The organism is Pseudomonas sp. GM84 (genome assembly GCF_000282535.1).
GTDB lineage: Bacteria > Pseudomonadota > Gammaproteobacteria > Pseudomonadales > Pseudomonadaceae > Aquipseudomonas.
Genome location: NZ_AKJC01000068.1, coordinates 1 through 20,168, shown reverse-complemented (window position 1 = coordinate 20,168; position 20,168 = coordinate 1). Strand labels below are relative to the sequence as shown.

Here is a 20,168-nt window from a genome sequence, read left to right as displayed (position 1 = left end):
GCTCCCACAGGTACTGCACAGGTTCTGAAACTGTGGTGATCCCTGTGGGAGCCGGCTTGCCGGCGATGGGCCGCAAAGCGGCCCCAGTCAATCAAGCCACATCGACCAGCACGATCTCGCTGTCTTCCACCGCAGTCACCCGCAGTACCTCCTCCCGCTCGATCGCCATGCCATCCCGGGCCTTGGCCCGCACCCCGTTGACCTCCACCAGCCCCTTGGCCGGCACCAGGTAACCCCGGCGCCCGGTATCAAAGCGGTATTCGGCCGTTTCCCCGGCCTTCAGCGTCGCCGCCACCAGGCGTGCATCGGTGCGAATCTGCAGGCTGTCCGCATCGCCCGCCCGGCCACTGGCCAAGGTCACGAACCCTTCGCCACGTTCACCTTTGGGGAACGGCCGCGTCCCCCACGACGGTGCATCACCCACACGCTCCGGCACGATCCAGATCTGGAAGATGCGGGTATCGACCGTTTCCTGGTTGTACTCGCTGTGCACGATACCGCTGCCAGCGCTCATCACCTGCACGTCGCCGGCCTCGGTTCGGCCCTTGTTGCCCAGGCTGTCCTGGTGGCTGATGGCACCTTCACGCACGTAGGTGATGATCTCCATGTCGCGGTGCGGGTGCGGAGGGAAACCGCTGCCGGCAGCGATCAGGTCGTCGTTCCACACCCGCAGGTTGCCCCAGTGCATGCGGGCGGGGTCGTGGTACTCGGCGAACGAGAAGTGGTGGTGGGCATCGAGCCAGCCGTGGTTGGCGTGGCCGAGGCTTTCGAACGGTCGCAGTTGCAGCATGGTGGTGCTCCTTGAATCAGTGGAATGACGCCATGATGCGCCAATGAACCATCGAAAATAAGCGTAAATATCGGCTGATTATTATCGGCATGGTCGATTGAATAAGGCGTTGTGAAATCTCCGGTTCATCGCCTAATGCACTGATCTGCAAGCATTCGCTGGCGATTTTTGGCAGATGAAGCGAACATGCCCGCTGATTCGATTTGCAACGGAGTGACCGTGGCCCACGAGCAACCCCAGGCCCCCGCCGAACTGACCCCACCCGCCCAATTGCCCTGGTTTCGCCGCCTCGCTGCGCGCCTGTTGGGCCGTGGCCTGACCCGCCTGCAGGCGCAACACCGCGACTCGTGGTTCCTCGGCCACGCCAGTGGCCAGCGCAGCGGCCATGTCGAGGGCCTGCGCGAAGGCTTCGAGCGGGGACGTGCAGAGGGTTACGAGGCCGGGCGCCAGGTACTGGTGATTCGCGATTCGCGCCCCGACACCGCCGCCGTGCCCGGCCAGGACGACAATTTGTTCGACGACTGGCGCCTGCCACTGACTGCCGAGCTGAAGAAACGCTTCAAGGCCGATGTGGCCCAGCGCCTGCCCGCAGAAGCCCAGCCCAGCGCGGCGCAGTGGAAGCTGATCTTCAGCGACACGCCGTCCACCTGCGTGGTGGCGGGGGCGGGGGCGGGCAAGTCCACCTCGCTGGTATTGCGCATCCTGCTGCTGCGCCACTACCTGGGCTACGAGCTGGACGCCATGACCGTGGTGACCTTCACCCGCGAGTCGCGCAAGGACTTCATCAAGCGCCTGGTGCAGGTGTTCGCCTTGTGGCAGCTCGACCTGCAACCGGCCCGCGCCCGCGAACTGGTGCGCACCTTTCACTCGCGCATCCTGCCGCTGGTACGCAGCCTGCCGGGCTTCGGCCAGCTGCGCGCCTTCGAGACCCTGGGCAACGAGATGCCCGCCGGCAGCGAGGCGCAAGCCGAGAGCAACCCGTTCGACTTGCGCCTGAACGATGCCCAGCGCCAGCAGCTCAACCTCTGTTACCGCGACCTGCTCGAAAGCAGCCCACGCTTTGCCGAGATCGTCGCCACCCTGCGCCGTGAAGCCCTGCAGCTCAAGCCGTTGGACCCGGACCATCCCGACGTGCAGAAACGCGTGCAGGTGCTGCAACTGGCCGCCCAGCGCGACGAAGAACTGTGCGATGTGATCGAGGACCTGTGGTTTGCCGCCGGCGCCTGGCCGATCAAGGGCATCGAGCCGTGCCGCGAAACCGTCGAGATCCGTGGCAGCCGCTTCCATGTCCATGGCCGTCTGGAGGGTCTGGATGCCTGGGTGGTGCTGGGCTTCGACCCGTCCGAGAGCGCCCAGTACCAGCGCCCCGGCGCAAAGCTTGCGGTGCGCGCGGAATGGGCGGTGAAGCGCACGTTACTTCAAGCTTTCTGCGACAAGCCGTTGATCTGGCTGGACAACTACGCCATGGCTCGGCGCCTGGCCGCGTCGCTGGCCGGCGATGCTGTGGCCGGCCCTGGCTTCGAGTACAAGGTCAAAGGCGAGCTTGCCCCGGCGCCGTTGCTCGATGCCTTCGTCGGTGCCGCCACCTTCATCGAGAACCTCGGCCTTGAGGTGAATACGGCTGTGGCGGCCATGAGCTTCCCGTCGGGCGACCATGACGCGTTGTTCTTCGAAGCCCTGGCCTTGTACTGGACAGCGCTGGAAGCGCACCTGCTGAACCAGTCGCCGCCCGTGATGAGCTACAACCGCATGTTCGCCCTGTTCGGCGAGAACAACCCGGAAAACCTGCAACTGCTGCCCGACCCGCTGTTGCGGCCCCTGGCACACCTGATGATCGACGAGTTCCAGGACGTCTCGCCACAGATCGTCAGCTGGTTGCGCGCCTGCCTGGCGGAGATCCGTCGGCGTGGCCCGACCCTGCACACCGGGCGCCACGCCCAGCATTCGTCGCTGCTGTGCGTGGGTGACGACTGGCAGTCGATCTATGGCTGGCGGGGCAGTTCGCCGAAGTACTTCATGGAGTTCACCAAGGCTTTCCCGTCGCCGGCCAACACCCGGGTGATGCTGGTCGACAACTACCGCTGCCAGCAGCAGGTGATCGATGCGGCCGAGCACCTGGTCAAGGGCGCGCCGGCCATCGCCGGCAAGAAGGCCCGGGCCGCGGGCCCGGCGGCCGAGCTGCCAGGTTCGCCGGTCAAGGTGTTCGAGCGCGACGAGGCGGCGCTGGGGCAGACGCTGATCGAGCATTACCAGCGGGGCGAGTCGGTGATGATGCTGTACCGCAAAGGCAGCGACAAAGCGCTGATGAGTGAGCACCTGCACAGCGTGTTGCAGGCGGAGGCCGCGTTGCCCGCCGAACAGCGGCGCCTGCGTCAGCTCACCTACCACAGTGCCAAGGGCCTGCAGGCCGATGCGGTGTTCATGCTCGGTGATTGCCAGTACCTGACCAGCTCGCCGTACAAGAACCAGGTGTATCGCCAGGCCGGCCTTGGCCGCGCCGGCGATGCGCAGCCGTTCGACACGGCGCAGAAGGAAGAGGTGCAGCGCCTGGCCTATGTGGCGGTGACCCGCGCGGTCAGGCACTGCTATTGGCATGTGGAAGCGGCCAACGGTGAGGTGGCGGCGGTGCCACGTGCGTCGAGCCAGGTGGATGGCCGGCAGGCCTTCTTCGAAGACCTGCGCGGCCAGTAGTGGCTGCTCAGATGTTCAGGTCCAGCTCGGCGGTAAGTTGGTCGAACAACGCCTGACGCGCCTGGTCACGACCGGCACCCAGGCGCCGGTTGGCCTGGTCATAGGTTTGACTGTCCAGTTCCACTCTGCGCAGTTGACCGGTTTCATCCATCGGTGCCTCGGACAAGACGTCGCTGAATGCCCGAAGCACCTTGTCATCCAACGCGGTCACCGCGTCGTTTTCAGGGTCCAGGCAGTAATCCAGATATTGCGTGCCTCGATACCAGTACTCATCCAGTGCCGTGAACCGGCTCGCATATCGCTGGGTGAGGTAGCGCTGCCAGCTGGGCCGCCGTGAAATCCAACCCCTGCGCTCGGCGGCCGTTTGATCAAGCTCACGAACCGCTTGTTCGACGTTGTTTTCTACCTCTACCGAAATCATTGCCTCGGCGTGGTAGAGCATGTCTTGACTGTTTTCCGGGAAGTTCAGGTCCGACGCCAACGCCTGGCGCAATGCCAGGCGGATTTCGATCATGTCTGTCCCGCCTTGAAGCAGGGCATCGTCATCAAGCGAATCGAGGGGGTCCAGTTCAGGAACGCTCAAGTCCGCAGGTTGTGCTTCGGGTGGACGTCGGTCCAATTCGAGCAGGCGTGCCTGACGCGCCAGGCGGGCGAGCTGGATCCGTTCACCCAACGCATTGACCATTTCACGGCGATACAGCTTTCTGAAGAATTGAAACAGGTAGGTGGGGCGGTCCGGTTCTTCGCCAAGCACCCTGTAGGTCTCCAATTCGAGTTCGAGGTCGCTGAAGGCATCGGCACCGGCATCACCGCAGGTAGGCGGGTAATCCTGTGCGATGGTGTCCAGGTGCGTACGCAGCGCCTCATCCCCTCCGACCTGCTCAAGCAGTCGCCAGACCTGGCGGGCCATCCCGCGAGGGTTGCTAAGGGCCTGAGCAGAGTTTGAGACACGTTCGATGACGTCGCGTAAGTGCTGATTGTCACCTCCTTCGAACATCTCGTCCCAGAGCTGTCGCTGGCCTTCACTGGCATCTTGCAGCCAGATATTGTCGGTCGCATCACCCAAACCGTCGTGGACGTCGATTTCTACGCCGTTGGCGCGAAGCCTGCGCAGGCTCTGGGCGTCCAGCCCGTTGTCATAAAATTCCCAATAACGCCCACTGTGGCCTTCGCGCACGGCGGCCACAAAGGGGCTGGCCAGGACTTGGTCGAGGTCGGCAATCTGGCTGATGGGGTTGCCGCTCAAGTCGAGGACGCGCAATTGCAGGTCGGCCCGGGACATCAGTGCTGTCAGCCCGGGTGGCCAGGTTTGCAGCCCGCAGCTGCGCAGCTGCAGGTTGGCCAGTTGGATCAGCCCCGTGAGGTCAGGCGCGTGCTGTAACGGGTTGTTGTTCAGGCTCAGGTTGCGCAGGTTGCCCATCTGGGCAAAACGACCGGCCATGTCGGCGTCCAGGGCGATCTGGTTGTACTCCAGGTCAAGCCGCTCAAGGGGCAATTGGGTCAGTAGCTGCAGGTCATCGGCGCCCAGCTGCAGGTCGTTCAGGCGCAGATCGAGGGTGCACAGGCTGGACAGGCGTGACAAGCGCTGGCGCATTGCGCCAGTCAGGCCAGTGAGCTGGTTATGGTCAAGTTCGAGTACTTCCAGGCGGGGCGTGAACTCCAGTGCCTGGAACAGACTGTCGAAGTCGAGCTGCGGGCATCGCACCAGGCGCAGCCTGCGCAGCGAAGGGAAGCTCTGGAACCAGTCGTGGGGGAATTGGCTGATGTCCAGGGCCTGAATGTACACGGTGGTGATGTGATCGAAGCTAGCCGGCAGCGACGGTAACTCGCCGATGTCCATCATCACCAGCGACAACATGTCTTCGCCACGCCAGGCGCGGTTGATCACGTAGCGTGCCATGTAGCGCCAGGTCTGTTGGCCCATCGTGCCCTGGTTTTCCCATTCACGCAGACTTTCGCCGAGCACATCACGCTGATATTCCAGGGCCCTGATCTGTTGGGCGACATCGCCGCGCTGACGCAACCGCTGGAGCAATGCCTGGCGTTCTCTGTCGCTCAGGCTCGGGTACAGCGCCTGCAACTGCTGTGGAGCTGGGTTGCCGCGCGGCTGGCGGCCGCTGAGCGGATAGCCGAGGCGGCCATCTGCCAGTCGCATCGGCGACTGGTAGCCGGGCCTGATCGGTTGTTGCCCGATCAGCCTGGCGGCGTGGGGCCGGTCGGCGACGGCGATTTCGAAACGCTGCAACGCCGTGGCATCGGGGTGCTGTGCCATGAGCGCGGCATCCAGCACGGCGCTGTCAGCGTTGGCAAGTTCCGGGCGATACAGCCCCAGCAGGGCCTGGTTCAAACGGGACTGAGCCTGCAGCCTGCGGGCCTCTTCAGCCACGCGCAGGGGTACTCGGCCCAGACCCAGGCGTTGGCGTTCGAGTGTGTTGGTGTGGGCGAGGATTTCCTCGATGGCGCGTCTGGGCAGGCCGGGGAACTGGCTGGCGAGCACCTGGGAGTGTGGCGGCAGGTCAGTGACATGTCGGCTGTACAGCCGCTCGAATATCGTTGCGCGATTGATTTCCAGGTGCGTTGCCAGTTTGCCGCTTAATGCCTTGGCCGGGTCAGTGGCGGATTCGGGTAACAGTTCGGCAAGTGCCTGTTCGTCGAGTTGCGCAATGATCCTGCTGCAGAGTTCGCCATTCTGCAGTTCTGCGCGATTGATCTCGATTTCGACGGGGTGAGGGGTATCAGTGGTGCCATAGCGCACGCTCTGTCCCCAGCTTTCCGGCCCACTGTAGGCCTTGATCACGTGATCTGCCGGCCAGCCGTCGAGCTCGGTCACGCTGGGCAGGGCAAAGTTCATGTGGGCTGCAAGCGACTTGTCCTCGCGTACCCGCGCGATGATGTCGTACACCTGACGGGTGCACCTGAGGCGCTGGAGCATGTCGGCTAGCAGGGCAGGTGGGCGCTGACCCTCGACCTGGCTACGGCGCAAGACCTCGCCAGAGGTCCCTGAACTTTGCAGGGCGGCATCCAGATCCTCACCCTCCAGACCTTCGCTGACCGGGCCAAGACGTCGCAACAGTTGGCGATCATCCCATTGCAGGGGATTTTCATGGGTGGCGTACCAGGCACCTTCGCCGTTGTCCTGCAGGCGCGGGCGATAGGCCTGCGCGTTTTGTGGGTGGGCAATGCGCCAGCGGCCATCCTCTTGCACCTGTTCGTACAGCTGGCCATCGATTTTCACGTAGTGCCGGCCCTCCAGCGAATAACGGCCTTGGGCATCGGGTTCAACGTGCTCGGCTAGCGATACTTCGCTGGCATAGTCGTCGAGAGCGCCGCTCCACAGGTAATCCTTGCCATCCTTGATGATGCTCTGCATCCCATCGACGAACCCGGAGGCCTTCAGCACCGCACCCCCTGCGCCAAGGGCGCCGACCACCACAACGTTGAGCAAGACCGATTCCAGCTGCGCCAGGGCCTGCGCGTTGTCACCTTCCTCCCAGGCCGAGATGCCCTCGAAGACACTGCCCATGATCTGCGCGGCACCGAGGGTGAGCATGATCGGGTTGAGGCAGGGCACGAACATGGCCGCGACGTTGAGCACGGTCATGCCGAGGTCCAACCAGTGCTCCAGGTTGCGCAGGCGTACCTTGGCGTCGACGTCGGCCGTGGGTACGGCGATGCCGCGTGCGTCCGACCTGAGCCTGATCCGGTGGCTCGCCTCCAGGGACGCCCACGGATGCACAGGCAAGGCCTTCTCCTCGACTTCAAGATGAATCGAGTCCCGTGGTATCAGTGGTTGCTTGCCGGCTTCAGTGGCGTTGCTGAACAGTTCGCGCATCAGGCGCGAGTTCAGGCCGGCTTGCTGCGCCTGCAGCGCCAAGGCAACGAAGCGTTTGCGGTAGGGGGTGTCCAGCAGTTGTGTGCGCAGATGCTGGAAGGCATCGCCCAGCGTAGCGAACCCTCTGAGCGGGTCGTCATCCACCGGGTTGTAGAGAAATACGGGGTCGTGCTCGGCATTTTCCACGGGCGCGATGAACAGCATTTCGTGAATCGGCACACCGAGCAATGACAACTGCCAGCAGCGCAGGGGGCGGCCCTGATAGACAGGTTCGGAGCTTGCATCGTCTGCACAGAGCCCATGCAGGGCGAATGATTCGGCGGCACTGAGCAGGCCCTTGCAGGCGGCGATACGGACCTGTACGCGGAATTCGTCGCGTCGGGCCTGGGTGGCCAGCGCATCCAGCTGACGCTTGCCTTCGCCGTCGTAGATCTGGTCAAGGTGCTCCTGATAGCGCTGGCCAAGGTCCAGGGTCCGGCACTGCTCGATGAAACTCGCCACGGTCAGGCCGTCGATCGACAGGATGTCCTGGCGGCTGCGTTGCAGGCGGCTCAGCCGTGTGGTGTCGGCGGGGCCTTCGAAATTGTGCAGGGCTGCTTCCAGCAGGCTGCGAGGCTGAGGATCGCCTTTGGGAATGATCTCGTGCAGCTCTGACGAGACCGGGGGGCCACCAGGTGAACCGTCGGGTTGTTTGACCTGTATGGCCTGATAGACGTACTGCGCTTCATCAACCGCAACATCCAGCTTCAGGCGCTGTTGCAGCAGCGGTGCACAGAATTCGGTGATGCCTCGCAATGCGCTCAAGGCGGTCTGCAAGGCCCTGCGGCTGTCGTCGCGCTTGGCGATGGCCCGCTGCAGGGCCTCGCGGGTGAGGGTGTCTGCCTTGCTGTACCAGGGGTAGGCGACACCCTCGGCATCCAGGTAGTCCATGCGCAGGCTCTGCACGATACGGCTGGCGTGATCAGGGTGCAGCGCCTTGCTCCAGTCGGGCAGGCTCCGCACCATCTGGGCATGGTGGTAAGGGGTGTGGGTCATGAGCGTTCTCCAGTGAATGGAGCCGCTATGGGGCCGCAGCCGAGCCGGCGGCGTGCGGTAATTAACTGCTCGGTACGGTCGGTCACGCACATGTGGCGGTCGGCGAGGGGTCAGCAGCAGCCGATCGGCTGGGTCAAGGTAAGGTGCCGGCCTGACGAGTACGCGCCAGGCACCAGTCAGGGAGAGAGAGCATGCGTTCGCCGTTCAGTCCCAAGGACCATCTGCTGGACCTTGACGGAATCGAGATTGCCGTGCGTTGTTGGGGGCCGGAAGACGGTATGCCGGTGCTGGCCTTGCACGGCTGGCTGGACAACGCCGCCTCGTTCGAGCGCCTGGCGCCGATGCTCGAAGGCTGTTTCGTCGTGGCCCCGGACCTGGTCGGCCATGGCCGCTCCGACCATCGCCGCCACGACAGCGGCTACTACCTCTGGGAGCACGCCGAGGACATGCTGGCGGTGACCGACAGCCTGGGCCTGGGGCGGTTTCACGTGCTGGCCCATGGCATGGGCACCGGCATCGCTTCGCTGCTTGCCGCCATGACCAGTGGCATCGCGAGCATGATCTTCCTCGATGGCATGGGCGCACCGTTCACCGTCGCCGAGGATGACCGGGTACAGCACCTGGCCCGTGCCTACCGGCTCAAACGCATGGTCCAGCGCAGCCAGCTGCAAGGCTTTGCTGCGCCTGACGGCAGCCAGTTCGACACCCTTGAAGCGGCCCTGGAACAGCGACGCAAACGCCTGGATGGCGAATTGTCGGAAGACGCCGCGCGGCTGCTGGCCCTGCGCGACCTGCTGCAGGTGGGGGAGGGTTATTGCTGGCGGCATGACCCGCGCCTGGTGCTGCCCGAGCCGATGCCGCTGACCGAGCGCGAGGCCTGCGACCTGCTTCGGGAAATCCGTTGCCCGCTGTACCTGTTGCTCGGCCGCCAGGGCGCATTTACCGGCGGCGCGTTCGAGCGGCGCCAGCCAGCCCTGCCAGACCATGCGCGGGTTTCCTGGCACCCCGGTGGGCACCATTTGCACCTGGAGGCGCCGGAGCGCGCGCTGGCCGAGCAGATATTGCGCATGCTGAGCCGCCACGACGGCGGGCTGCTGCAACGCCTGGTCAACGAATGAGCAGGATGGTCAGCGTGCAGGCTCCTGGGCTATGGTGGGCGCTGCCTTCGCGCAATCGCCACAAGGAGATCCGGCATGCGACCCTTCACCCTCAAGCACATCGATCATCTGGTTTTGCGGGTCAGTGACCTGCAGCGCAGCGTGGCGTTCTACCGCGACCTGCTGGGCTGCACGGTCAGCCGGGAGCGCGAAGACCTGGGGATGGTCCACCTGGCCACGGGGACGGCGATGATCGACCTGGTGACCCTCGATGGCCCGCTGGGGCGCCCAGGTGGCGCGGCGCCGGGCGCTGAAGGGCGCAACCTGCATCATTTCTGCCTGCGCATCGAGCCGTTCGACGAGCAGGCGCTGACGGCCTACCTGGAGGCCGCCGGTGTGACTGTCGAGCCGGCCGAAAAGCGCTACGGCGCCGAGGGCGAAGGGCTGTCGCTGTACTGCTTCGACCCCGATGGCAACCAGGTCGAGCTCAAGGGGCCGGTGGTGGAGGCGGTATGACGGCAGTCACGTTGCGTGAACACTGGATCGACACGCCCGAGGGCAGGCTCTTCGCCCAGGACTGGGTACCGGCTTCAGCGCAGGGCGTGCCGATCATCCTGCTGCATGACTCGCTGGGGTGCGTGGCCTTGTGGCGTGACTTTCCCGCGCAGCTGGCCGCAGCCACCGGGCATCGGGTGATTGCCTATGATCGCCTGGGCTTTGGCCGTTCCGATCCGCATCCGGGTTTCCTGGCGCGGGGCTTTGTCGAGGCACAGGCGCAACAGGGGTTCGCGGCGGTGCTGGGGCAACTCGGGGTCGACGCTTTCATCGTCTTCGGCCACAGCGTCGGGGGCGGTATGGCGGTTGCCTGCGCAGCCCATTTTGCCGAGCGGTGCCAGGCGCTGATCATCGAATCGGCCCAGGCATTCGTCGAAGACCTGACCCTGCAGGGCATCCGCGATGCCGACCGCCAGTTCGCCGAGCCGGGGCAGCTGGAGCGCTTGACGCGGTATCACGGCGACAAGGCCGAGTGGGTCCTGCGGGCATGGGTGGACACCTGGCTGCAGCCAGCCTTCACCGATTGGAACCTCGATGCCTTGCTGGCCAAGGTGCGCTGCCCGATGCTCTGCCTGCACGGTGACCAGGACGAGTTTGGCTCGGTGGCGCATCCGCAGCGCTTCACCGAACGGGCCGGCGGCCCCAGCGTGATGCGCCTGCTGCAGGGTTGCGGGCACGTGCCGCACCGGGAGCAGGCCGCCACCGTGCTGGCCGAGGTGCAACGGTTTCTGGGGTGATGGCATCTGCCGATGCTGGCAAGTGGATATCCCGACAAAGCCGATTATGCTTACCTTGCAGCGATTCGAGGCGGCCCGCCTCGTCGTGCTTCGCGCAACCAATGCAAGCCCTGGGGCCTGGGTGCGAAGTTGAATCGGGTATGAGGTGCTCCGGCCTGCGATAACAACAAGACGGAGGCAACCCATGGCGGTTATCGACAGCGCATCCACGGGCAGTAGCGCGCCCCAACGTGGCATCACCAAGGAGGAGCGCAAGGTCATATTCGCCTCCTCCCTGGGCACGGTGTTCGAATGGTACGACTTCTACCTGTATGGCTCACTGGCGGCGATCATCGCCAAGCACTTCTTCGCCGGCGTCAATGAAACCACCTCGTTCATCTTTGCCTTGCTGGCCTTCGCGGCAGGCTTCGCCGTACGGCCGTTCGGCGCCATCGTGTTCGGCCGTCTGGGCGACATGATCGGGCGCAAGCACACCTTCCTCATCACCATCATCATCATGGGCCTGTCGACCGCCATCGTCGGCCTGTTGCCCAGCTATGCCAGCATCGGCGTGGCAGCCCCGATCATCCTGATTACCCTGCGCCTGCTGCAGGGCCTGGCCCTGGGTGGCGAGTATGGCGGTGCGGCAACCTATGTCGCCGAGCATGCGCCGAAAGGCCGGCGCGGGTTCTTCACGGCCTGGATCCAGACCACTGCGACGCTTGGCCTGTTCCTTTCGCTGCTGGTGATCCTGGCCTGTCGCACGGCCATGGGCACCGAGGCGTTCGAAGCCTGGGGCTGGCGCATACCCTTCCTGCTGTCGATCCTGCTGCTGGCGATTTCGGTGTACATCCGCCTGCAGCTCAACGAGTCGCCGGTGTTCCTGAAGATGAAAGCCGAAGGCAAGGCGTCGAAGGCGCCGTTGACCGAATCCTTCGCCCGCTGGGAAAACCTCAAGGTGGTGATCATGGCGCTGCTCGGCGGCACCGCCGGCCAGGCGGTGGTGTGGTACACCGGGCAGTTCTATGCGCTGTTCTTCCTGTTGCAGACCTTGAAGATCGACCCGCAGACCGCCAACCTGTTGATCGCAGGTTCCTTGCTGATCGGTACGCCGTTCTTCATCTTCTTCGGCAGCCTGTCCGACCGCATCGGTCGCAAGAAGATCATCATGGCCGGCTGCATCATCGCCGCGCTCACCTACTTCCCGATCTTCAAGGCGCTGACCGAGTACGGCAACCCGGATGTGTTCGTTGCCCAGGAGCAGAACCCGGTGGTGGTGGTGGCTGACCCCGACCAGTGCGCGTTCCAGTTCGACCCGGTGGGCAAGGCCAAATTCACCAGTTCCTGCGACATCGCCAAGAGCCTGCTGGCCAAGCGGGCGATCCCCTACGAGAACCAGAAAGCCGAGCCGGGCAACGTGGCGCAGATTCGCATTGGTGAGCGGGTGATCCCAAGCTTCGAGGGCAGCAGCCTGGCGGCGGCCGACCTCAAGACCCAGGGCGACGCTTTCACCGCGACGTTGACGGGGGCATTGAAAGAGGCCGGTTACCCGGAAAAAGCCGACCCGGCGAAGATTCATTACCCAATGGTGCTGTTGCTGCTGACCATCCTGGTGATCTACGTGACCATGGTGTACGGGCCGATTGCCGCATGGCTGGTGGAGTTGTTCCCGGCGCGTATCCGCTACACCTCGATGTCGCTGCCGTACCATATCGGTAATGGCTGGTTCGGCGGTTTCCTGCCGACCGTGGCCTTTGCCATGGTGGCGGCGACCGGGGACATCTACTACGGGCTGTGGTACCCGATCGTGATTGCGGTGATGACGGCGGTGTTGGGGATCTTCTTCATGCCGGAGACCAAGGACCGGGATATTACTCACACTTGAGTTTTGGGGAGAGGCTGCCGGCGATAGGGCCGGTGCAGTCAGTCGAAGTAGCCGCGCAAGGTATAGGTGTACCCAGTGTCCACGGCTTTGCCTTCCCCCCGGCTCCAGCGCTTTTTCATCACGAACTCGAACGCCGGCTCGTACAAGCCATCACGCACCACCGCCCCGCCCAGCACCTCGACGTCGTACCAGCCATTGTCCAGTTCGACGATCGGCCGCCCCGGCGCCTGGTAGCGGGCCAGCAGGTCGCCGAGGGTCTTGGGCGTGAAATGCTGCAGGATGCGCCAGGTGTAGAGCATCACGGAACGGTTCTGAACCTGCAGCACATAGCCGTTGCGCCGATGCTTCAGGCGGCTGCCAGGCTCGAGCAGGGCTGGCGGGTGGCCATCGAGGGTGAAGATGATGTGGTAGGGCAGGTTGTCGATCCCGGCCAGGGGCAGCACGACGCCTTCCTGCACGGCCAGGTCGCCGCTGTCGCCGTGGGTGAATGCGTTGGCCAGGTCGGCAGGCAGCTGGTGTTCGTGCTTGAAGCGGTCGAGCAACTGGATGTCACCGACCAGAAAGTAGTCGACCAGGTCGTTGAGCACTTCGCTGAATTCGTGGCGCATTTGGTTTCCTTGTTGTGGCGCACGGGCAACAGCAACCAATGTAGCGAACGGGCACCCGGCCTGCCAGCGGCCAGGGTCAGTGCTTCTGGGCGATCTGGATCAGGTTGCCGCAGGTGTCATCGAACACGGCAATGGTGACCGGGCCCAGCTGGGTGGGCTCCTTGGTGAACTTCACACCGGCCTTGCACAAGCGGGTGTACTCGGCCTGGATATCGCGCACGCCGAACGAGGTGGCCGGAATGCCATCTTGCCTGAGGGCAGCCTTGTAGGTTCTGGCAGCCGGGTGCGTGTCAGGCTCCAGCACGAGCTGTACACCGTTCGGGTCGTTGGGCGAGGTGAGGGTGAGCCAGCGATACTGGCCCATGGGAATATCGTCCTTGGGCTCGAAGCCGAGCACATAGTGGTAGAACGCCAGGGCCTTGGCCTGGTCGTCGACGAGAATGCTGGTGACAACGATCTTCATAGGCGTACACCGTACCTGTGGCGCGTTAGGTTCAGTAAAGACGCTCTGCCAGGCACCTGCGAAAAAAATGTGCTCAAGCCATAGGCAAAACCTTTATCACCCGGCAACCCGCGCCCTGCGCCCGCAAGGTAAAGTGACAGGAAAATTCCCACGGCGCTGATCGGCGCCAGAGAGGTACCTGTGGCTTCCTACACCCTGCGACAACTCAAGTATTTCGTCACCACCGTCGAGGCCGGCAGTGTTGCCGAAGCCTCGCGCCAGCTGTACATCGCCCAGCCGTCGATTTCCACGGCGATCAAGAGCCTGGAAGAGAGCTTCGGTGTCCAGCTGTTCATCCGCCACCACGCCCAGGGCGTGTCGTTGACCCCCAGCGGCAAGCGCTTCTATGCCAAGACCAAGACGCTGCTGCAGATGACCCACGAGTTCGAGCAGAACGCCCTGGCCGACAACGACACCGTGGCCGGGCAGATCGACATCGGTTGCTTCGAAACCGTGGCGCCGTTGTACCTGCCGCGTTTGATCGCCGGCTTTCGCCAGCGCTATCCGGGCGTCGACATTCGCCTGCGTGATGGCGAACAGCAAGACCTGATCCAGGGCCTGACGGCAGGCACTTTCGATCTGGCGTTTCTCTACGACCACGACCTGGACAACACCATCGAGGCCGAGCCGCTGATGCCGCCGCAGAAGCCTTATGTGCTACTGCCCGAGAAGCACCGTTTCGCAGGGCAGGCACAGGTGTCGCTGCGCGACCTGTGCCCCGAGCCGATGATCCTGCTGGACGTGGCGCCGAGCCGTACGTATTTCGTCAGCCTGTTCAACGAAATGGGCCTGACGCCGAACATCGTGTTCAGCTCGCCGTCGATCGAGATGGTGCGCGGGATGGTGGGGCAAGGCTTCGGCTTTTCGCTGCTGGTGACCCGGCCACACTCGGAGTACACCTATGACGGGCAGAAGCTGGTGACGCTGGACATTACCGAGCCGGTGGCCCTGTCGGGGCTGGCGGCGGCGCGGTTGAAGCGTGTGCAGTTGACCAAGCCGGCGCAGCTGTTCGTGGATTTCTGCCGGGAAGAGTTGGCCAAGTTCTAAAAGCTTCGCGGGACAAGCCCGCTCCCACAGAAACTCCACAATGCTCAAGTGCTGGGGAGGCTCTGTGGGAGCGGGCTTGTCCCGCGAAAGGGGCGCAAAGCGCCCCCGGCTATTTCACCGAATCACGCCTGATCCGGGATCACCGCAATCACATCGATCTCCATCAGCCACTCAGCCTGAGCCAGGCCCGCCACCACCAGCCCGGTGGAAATCGGGAACACGCCCTTGAGCCATTTGCCCACTTCCTTGTACACCGGCTCGCGGAAACGCGGATCGGTGATGTAGGTGGTGGTCTTGACGATGTGCGACAGGTCCGAGCCTGCTTCTTCAAGCAGCTGCTTGACGTTCTTCATCGCCTGTTCGGTTTGCGCCCGTGGGTCGCCCAGGCCTACCAGGCGCCCTTCGAAGTCGGTACCGACCTGGCCACGCACGTAGACGGTGTTGCCGGCGCGCACGGCCTGGCACAGGTCGTTGTCCAGGGTCTGGTTAGGGTAGGTGACCTTGGTGTTGAACATGCGGATGCGAGTGTGAGTAGGCATCAGTGGGCTCCGAGGGTGCTGACGTTGCTGATCGAGGAAGTGTGTTGCTCATCCGCATCACGCTGTTCGCGATCGCGGTAGGCCAGGTAGGTGCGTTGGGTGGCAATGTGGCCGGCGACGTGCTTGGCGTCGTGCCACACGCCCCAGATGAACGACGAGCCACGGCGCGACAGCCAGGGCAGGCCGAGGAAGTACACGCCTGGCTCGCGGGATACGCCGCGCTGGTGCTGTGGCTTGCCGTTGGCATCGAAGGTGTCGACCTGCAGCCAGCTGAAGTCCACGCCATAACCGGTGGCCCAGATGATGCTGGTGACGCCGGCCTGGGCCAGGTCCAGTTCCCGCAGCGGGTTGCTGACGCAATCCGGGTCGGGCAGGCGGTTGCGGGCCTCGGGCTCTTCCGGCAGGTCCAGGCCGTTGCGCTCGACATAGGCATCGGCGGCATCGAGCAGGGCCAGGTAGTTCTCGTCGCCAAGGCGAATGTTCTCGGCCAGGTTGTCCTGGAAGCGCGCCACGCCGTTTTCGAACGACTGGGTCAGGCCGACCAGGGTCATGCCCTGGTGGGCGAGGGCGCGGAAGTCCACGGTGTGGCCGCCACGGGCGCCGCTGACGGCGATGGTCACGTGCTCGCGGCCCGGTTTGGCGATCTCGGCATCCCACTCGCCCAGCACGCCCAGCCACCAGCAGAAGTCACGGTTGCGGTAGGCCCGTGGCGGGCGGTCGTGGGCGCCGACCGACAGGTACACCTGGCGCCCGGCGCGCATCAGTTCTTCGGCGATCTGCACGCCCGAGGAACCGGCGCCCACCACCAGCACGGCGCCTTGCGGCAGTTGCTCGGGGTTGAAATAGGCGGCGGAGTGGATCTGGTGCAGCTGCTCGTCCTTGGGCGCAATGGCCGGGATTACCGGGCGCTGGAACGGACCGGTGGCGGCGACCACGCGGTTGGCGCGGATCACGCCTTCGTTGGTTTCGATGGTGAAGCCTGGGCGGTCGGCATTGCGCGCCACTTTCTTCACTTCGATACCGGTGCGCACCGGCAGGTTGTATTTGCGCACGTACTGCTCGAAGTAGTCGGCTACCTGGTCCTTGCCTGCGAATGCGTCGGCGTCGAGGTTGAATTCAAGGCCGGGGAAGCGGTCGTGCCAGACCGGCCCGTTGGCCACCAGCGAATCCCAGCGACCGGTGCGCCAGGCCTCGGCGATACGCTTGCGCTCCAGCACCAGGTGCGGCACGCCAAGCTTGCTCAGGTGTTCGCTCATGGCCACGCCGGCTTGGCCGGCGCCGACTACCAGGGTGTCGATTTCGATATTGTTCAGTGTCATGTCCGAGCCCTTGTTCAGGCGGTTTTTGTCAGGTCGGTTTGGAGGACCGCCGTTACCTGGGGCCAGACTAGGGATGCAGGGGAAATCGCGAAAATAGTATTTAGCTAGTGCTTGCCGATAAAACGGCGAAGGCCTTGATGGATAAGGCCTGCGTGAAGGTTTTGCGCTGTTTTTCGGGTGTTTTGCAGGGCGCTGTGCAGCCTTAGTTTTTTCCTGTTCAAGGCACAGGAAAAAGGTCGTTTCGCGCACTGGAGGCTTCTGTTCAGATTGCCTGCAATCGCACAGAACAACAGGAGCATTCACATGACCTTTTCCATCATCGGTCGCTGCCAGGAAACCGGCCAGGTCGGTATCGCCATCAGCTCGTCGAGTATCGCCGTTGGCGCGCGTTGCCCATGGGTACGCGCCGGTGTCGGCGCCGTCGCCACCCAGAACATCACCTTGCCTGCGCTGGGGCCGCAGATCCTCGATGCCCTGGAACAAGGCCAGTTGCCGCCCGCCGCGGCATTGGACCGGGTGCTCAGCGCCAATGGCTGGAGCGAGTACCGCCAGGTCACGGTGATTGACAGCCAAGGCCAGGTCGCCCTGTTCACCGGCAAGGAAGCGCTGGGCGTGCACAACGCGGTTGCCGGTGAGCAATGCGCAGCGGCCGGTAACCTGTTGTCTTCGCTGCAGGTGATCGAGGCCATGGTGCAGGCCTTCGAACAGGCCGGTGGGCACCTGGCTGATCGTCTGCTGGCGGCCATGCACGCGGCGATGGCCGCCGGTGGCGAGGCGGGTCCGGTGCACTCGGCGGCGCTGAAGATCGCCGGTGAGCTGACCTGGCCGTTGGTGGACCTGCGTGTGGACTGGGCCGACGAAGACCCGATCGGCGTGCTCGACGGCCTGTGGCAGGCGTATCGCCCGCAGATGCAGGACTACGTCACCCGCGCCCTCGACCCGACCACCGCGCCAAGCTATGGGGTGCCGGGTGATGAGTGAGTTCAGCAGCCGCGCCTTGTTGGCGCGGTTGGTCGGCTTTGCCACGGTCAGCCGCGATTCCAACCTGCAACTGATCGGCTTCGTGCGTGATTACCTGGCTGGCCTTGGCGTGGACAGCGAGCTGTTCCTCAACCCTGAAGGTACCAAGGCCAACCTGTTCGCCACCATCGGCCCCAAGGATGTGGGCGGTGTGGTGCTGTCCGGGCATACCGATGTGGTGCCTGTGGATGGCCAGGCCTGGACAGTCGAGCCGTTTGCCCTGAGTGAGCGCGACGGGCGCCTGTATGGCCGCGGCACGGCCGACATGAAAGGCTTCATCGCCTCGGTGCTGGCCGCGGTGCCGGCGTTTCTGGCGCAACCGCTGCGCATCCCGGTGCACCTGGCGTTTTCCTATGACGAGGAAGTCGGTTGCCTGGGCGTGCGCTCGATGCTGGCTGCCCTGCAACAGCGCCCGCACAAGCCCCGGCTGTGCCTGATCGGCGAACCCACCGAGCTCAAGCCGGTGCTCGGGCACAAGGGCAAGCTGGCCATGCGCTGCCAGGTGCAGGGCGCTGCCTGCCATTCGGCGTATGCGCCTTACGGGGTCAATGCCATCGAGTACGCCGCGAAGCTGATCGGCAAGTTGGGCGAGATCGGCGAGGCGCTGGCGCTGCCCGAACACCATGACGAACGATTCGACCCGCCGTTCTCGACCGTGCAGACCGGCGTGATCAACGGCGGCAGGGCGCTGAACATCGTGCCCGAGGAATGCGCGTTCGACTTCGAGGTACGTGCCTTGCCGGGGTTCGAGGCCCAGGCCGTGGCCGACCAGCTGCAGACCTATGCCGAGGCGGAGTTGTTGCCGCGCATGCGCAAGGTCAACGCGGCCAGTGCGATTCGCCTGGCCCCGTTGAGTGCCTACCCGGGGTTGGCCACGCCGGCGGACAGCGAGGCGGCGCGGTTGGTGGCGCTGCTCAGTGGTTCGGAGGATTTCGGGACGGTGGCGTTCGGCACCGAAGGTGGGCTGTTCGACCAGGCCGGCATCCCCACGGTGGTGTGCGGACCGGGCAGCATGGATCAGGGGCACAAGCCGGATGAGTACGTCAGTGTCGAGCAGTTGCAGGGGTGTGATGCGATGCTGCTGAGGCTGGTGGATTACCTCAAGCAGGGGTGATTGCGCTGGCCTCATCGCCGGCAAGCCGGCTCCCACAGGTACCTCACTGAACCCTGTGGGAGCCGGCTTGCCGGCGATGGGCCGCAAAGCGGCCCCAGGGCCTCAGAAGGTCGCCTTGACCTGCAACCCAACCACCAGCGCGTTATCGATGGCCTTCCCGGAGAACGCCCCCGGCTCGATGATGTACTGCACATCGGGCCGCAGGTTCAGCCACGGCGTTGCCTGGTAGCCATAACTCAATTCGATCAGCTGCTCTGCACTGTCGATGTTCGGGAAGGGCTGTCCGGCATTGAACGCAGCGTCCTCCAGCACGTCGCGGCTGCGCGGGTTGGGTACGGCGCGGCCATAGCCCAGGGCCACGGTGTCGCGCGGACGTCCTGCGAACGGCTTGTACAGCACCACGCCTGTGCCATACCACTTGGTGAACGGCGAGGCGGCCTCGCTCGACGCCGAATACTGGCCAAAGGCGTGCAGGCTGCGGCCTGGCGAGCCGGCATCGTTCCACACCGCCTGGTCGATCAGCACATAGTGGCCGCCACGACCGGACACTTCGTCGTCGCTGCCGATGCGCTTCACGTCGGAGCTGTCGTAGTAGTAACCCAGCTTGTACTCACCCGGCAGTTCGCCCTGCAGCTTGTACACAAGCTCCACCGGCAGCACCGTACCCGTCGTGTGCTTTGGCCCCAGGTGCCAGGCACGGCTGGAGTTGCCGTTGCTCTGCGGGTCGACATTGAACGCTGCCACGCGCAGCTGCCAGGACGGCGACAGGTCGTACTTCACGCGCACGCCCAGGTGGGCGTTGGGGTAGTTGGTCCAGCCGCTGCCGCCGGACATGTTCAGCGGGTGGCCGCAGAAACCGGCGTTCATGAAGTTGCACAGGATGCCGCTGTCCAGGCCACCCAGGTCGTTGCCCATGGCCATGTAACCGAGCTTGACGTTGAGCGCCGGGCTGAACAGCGTGCGCTCGTAGCTCAGCTCGGTCAGGCGGGTGTACAGACCACCGAAGTTTTCCTGGATCGGCAGGCGGTTGCCCACCAGGTCTTCCGAGGCGCTGTTGCCGCGGCGGTCGTTGATCGTCAGCTGGACCTTGCCGCCGTTGTCCAGGCCATACAGCTTCGACAGGTCGAACTGCACGCCGAGCTTTAGGTTCTGTGAGTAGCGGGCCGAGCGGTGCAGGCCGCCGTGGGCGTTGTAGGCGGTTTCACCGCTGTAGTCGCCGGTGAACTTGATACCGTCATCTTCGAGCTGGTGACGCAGGCCGCCCCAGTCGCCGGTCATCGTGTTGCGGGTCATCAGGTCGCCTTCGGCCAGGGCGGTGGTGCTGGCCAGGGCCAAAAGCAGGGCAGTGGGTGTGTAGCGCATTGCGAGGACTTTCCTGGGAAATCTGGGTGTTGTTCAGGGCCTCTTCGCGGGACAAG

Annotated in this window: 15 protein-coding genes; 8 read left to right on the top strand and 7 right to left on the bottom strand. The window is 64.3% G+C overall.

All coding sequences use genetic code 11. The features are described 5' to 3' along the window. Positions 1–91: 91 nt before the first annotated feature. On the bottom strand, positions 92–790 hold the full coding sequence (locus tag PMI38_RS03855) for a pirin family protein (RefSeq protein WP_008090966.1): 699 nt from the start codon (positions 788–790) through the stop codon (positions 92–94). A gap of 186 nt (positions 791–976) precedes the next feature. Between PMI38_RS03855 and PMI38_RS03850 the strand changes: the two genes are divergently transcribed. Then, entirely contained in the window at positions 977–3,481 is a 2,505-nt protein-coding gene (locus PMI38_RS03850; protein ID WP_043272952.1) for a UvrD-helicase domain-containing protein, read from the top strand. A gap of 7 nt (positions 3,482–3,488) precedes the next feature. Here PMI38_RS03850 and PMI38_RS03845 read toward each other — a convergent pair whose 3' ends face one another. Then, positions 3,489–8,348 (bottom strand): NEL-type E3 ubiquitin ligase domain-containing protein, encoded by a 4,860-nt coding sequence (locus tag PMI38_RS03845; RefSeq protein ID WP_008090961.1) that lies wholly within the window; start codon positions 8,346–8,348, stop codon positions 3,489–3,491. A gap of 191 nt (positions 8,349–8,539) precedes the next feature. On the opposite strand from PMI38_RS03845, the gene PMI38_RS03840 reads away from it, so the two are divergent. The 4 genes from PMI38_RS03840 (at position 8,540) to PMI38_RS03825 (ending at position 12,601) form a co-directional block, all read left to right on the top strand. After that, positions 8,540–9,466 carry an alpha/beta fold hydrolase gene (locus tag PMI38_RS03840; RefSeq protein WP_008090960.1) on the top strand — a complete coding sequence of 309 codons (927 nt, stop codon included), beginning with the start codon at positions 8,540–8,542 and terminating at the stop codon, positions 9,464–9,466. 75 nt (positions 9,467–9,541) lie between these two features. Then, complete coding sequence (locus PMI38_RS03835; RefSeq protein ID WP_008090958.1) at positions 9,542–9,961, top strand: VOC family protein; 420 nt, start codon at positions 9,542–9,544, stop codon at positions 9,959–9,961. Further along, the gene (locus PMI38_RS03830) at positions 9,958–10,737 is read left to right on the top strand and encodes an alpha/beta fold hydrolase (protein ID WP_008090957.1); all 780 of its coding nucleotides are present in this window, start codon (positions 9,958–9,960) and stop codon (positions 10,735–10,737) included. The genes PMI38_RS03835 and PMI38_RS03830 overlap by 4 nt, the downstream gene beginning before the upstream one ends. 184 nt (positions 10,738–10,921) lie before the next feature. Further along, positions 10,922–12,601 (top strand): MFS transporter, encoded by a 1,680-nt coding sequence (locus PMI38_RS03825; RefSeq protein ID WP_008090956.1) that lies wholly within the window; start codon positions 10,922–10,924, stop codon positions 12,599–12,601. Between the two features lie 38 nt (positions 12,602–12,639). Here the strand turns inward: PMI38_RS03825 and PMI38_RS03820 are convergent, their stop codons facing one another. Both PMI38_RS03820 and PMI38_RS03815 read right to left on the bottom strand, forming a co-directional pair. Then, positions 12,640–13,209, bottom strand: a complete 570-nt coding sequence (locus PMI38_RS03820; RefSeq protein WP_008090955.1) for a hypothetical protein — start codon at positions 13,207–13,209, stop codon at positions 12,640–12,642. Positions 13,210–13,285: 76 nt separating this feature from the next. Then, positions 13,286–13,672: a VOC family protein gene (locus tag PMI38_RS03815; protein WP_008090953.1), complete on the bottom strand. Its 387-nt coding sequence runs from the start codon at positions 13,670–13,672 to the stop codon at positions 13,286–13,288. 180 nt (positions 13,673–13,852) lie between these two features. On the opposite strand from PMI38_RS03815, the gene PMI38_RS03810 reads away from it, so the two are divergent. Beyond that, positions 13,853–14,758 carry a LysR family transcriptional regulator gene (locus PMI38_RS03810; RefSeq protein WP_008090951.1) on the top strand — a complete coding sequence of 302 codons (906 nt, stop codon included), beginning with the start codon at positions 13,853–13,855 and terminating at the stop codon, positions 14,756–14,758. A gap of 122 nt (positions 14,759–14,880) precedes the next feature. On the opposite strand, the gene PMI38_RS03805 is transcribed toward PMI38_RS03810, so the two are convergent. Beyond that, positions 14,881–15,297, bottom strand: coding sequence for a RidA family protein (locus PMI38_RS03805; RefSeq protein ID WP_008090949.1), 417 nt, complete (start codon positions 15,295–15,297; stop codon positions 14,881–14,883). Then, the gene (locus PMI38_RS03800; RefSeq protein ID WP_008090947.1) at positions 15,297–16,616 is read right to left on the bottom strand and encodes a flavin-containing monooxygenase; all 1,320 of its coding nucleotides are present in this window, start codon (positions 16,614–16,616) and stop codon (positions 15,297–15,299) included. The genes PMI38_RS03805 and PMI38_RS03800 overlap by 1 nt, the downstream gene beginning before the upstream one ends. A gap of 303 nt (positions 16,617–16,919) precedes the next feature. Here PMI38_RS03800 and PMI38_RS03795 point away from each other — a divergent pair, with 303 nt between their 5' ends. Then, positions 16,920–17,597, top strand: coding sequence for a DUF1028 domain-containing protein (locus PMI38_RS03795; protein WP_008090945.1), 678 nt, complete (start codon positions 16,920–16,922; stop codon positions 17,595–17,597). Next, positions 17,590–18,750 carry an acetylornithine deacetylase gene (gene argE / locus PMI38_RS03790; protein ID WP_008090943.1) on the top strand — a complete coding sequence of 387 codons (1,161 nt, stop codon included), beginning with the start codon at positions 17,590–17,592 and terminating at the stop codon, positions 18,748–18,750. Before PMI38_RS03795 ends, argE begins: the two co-directional genes overlap by 8 nt. A 102-nt stretch (positions 18,751–18,852) precedes the next feature. On the opposite strand, the gene PMI38_RS03785 is transcribed toward argE, so the two are convergent. After that, positions 18,853–20,112, bottom strand: coding sequence for a carbohydrate porin (locus PMI38_RS03785; protein WP_008090942.1), 1,260 nt, complete (start codon positions 20,110–20,112; stop codon positions 18,853–18,855). Between the last annotated feature and the right edge of the window lie 56 nt (positions 20,113–20,168).

Bases quoted from the DNA above. Each gene is read 5' to 3' on its own strand.
- PMI38_RS03855 (WP_008090966.1), bottom strand. From the start codon at position 790: ATGCTGCAACTGCGACCGTTCGAAAGCCTCGGCCACGCCAACCACGGC.
- PMI38_RS03850 (WP_043272952.1), top strand. From the start codon at position 977: ATGCCCGCTGATTCGATTTGCAACGGAGTGACCGTGGCCCACGAGCAA.
- PMI38_RS03845 (WP_008090961.1), bottom strand. From the start codon at position 8,348: ATGACCCACACCCCTTACCACCATGCCCAGATGGTGCGGAGCCTGCCC.
- PMI38_RS03840 (WP_008090960.1), top strand. From the start codon at position 8,540: ATGCGTTCGCCGTTCAGTCCCAAGGACCATCTGCTGGACCTTGACGGA.
- PMI38_RS03835 (WP_008090958.1), top strand. From the start codon at position 9,542: ATGCGACCCTTCACCCTCAAGCACATCGATCATCTGGTTTTGCGGGTC.
- PMI38_RS03830 (WP_008090957.1), top strand. From the start codon at position 9,958: ATGACGGCAGTCACGTTGCGTGAACACTGGATCGACACGCCCGAGGGC.
- PMI38_RS03825 (WP_008090956.1), top strand. From the start codon at position 10,922: ATGGCGGTTATCGACAGCGCATCCACGGGCAGTAGCGCGCCCCAACGT.
- PMI38_RS03820 (WP_008090955.1), bottom strand. From the start codon at position 13,209: ATGCGCCACGAATTCAGCGAAGTGCTCAACGACCTGGTCGACTACTTT.
- PMI38_RS03815 (WP_008090953.1), bottom strand. From the start codon at position 13,672: ATGAAGATCGTTGTCACCAGCATTCTCGTCGACGACCAGGCCAAGGCC.
- PMI38_RS03805 (WP_008090949.1), bottom strand. From the start codon at position 15,297: ATGCCTACTCACACTCGCATCCGCATGTTCAACACCAAGGTCACCTAC.
- PMI38_RS03800 (WP_008090947.1), bottom strand. From the start codon at position 16,616: ATGACACTGAACAATATCGAAATCGACACCCTGGTAGTCGGCGCCGGC.
- PMI38_RS03795 (WP_008090945.1), top strand. From the start codon at position 16,920: ATGACCTTTTCCATCATCGGTCGCTGCCAGGAAACCGGCCAGGTCGGT.
- argE (WP_008090943.1), top strand. From the start codon at position 17,590: ATGAGTGAGTTCAGCAGCCGCGCCTTGTTGGCGCGGTTGGTCGGCTTT.
- PMI38_RS03785 (WP_008090942.1), bottom strand. From the start codon at position 20,112: ATGCGCTACACACCCACTGCCCTGCTTTTGGCCCTGGCCAGCACCACC.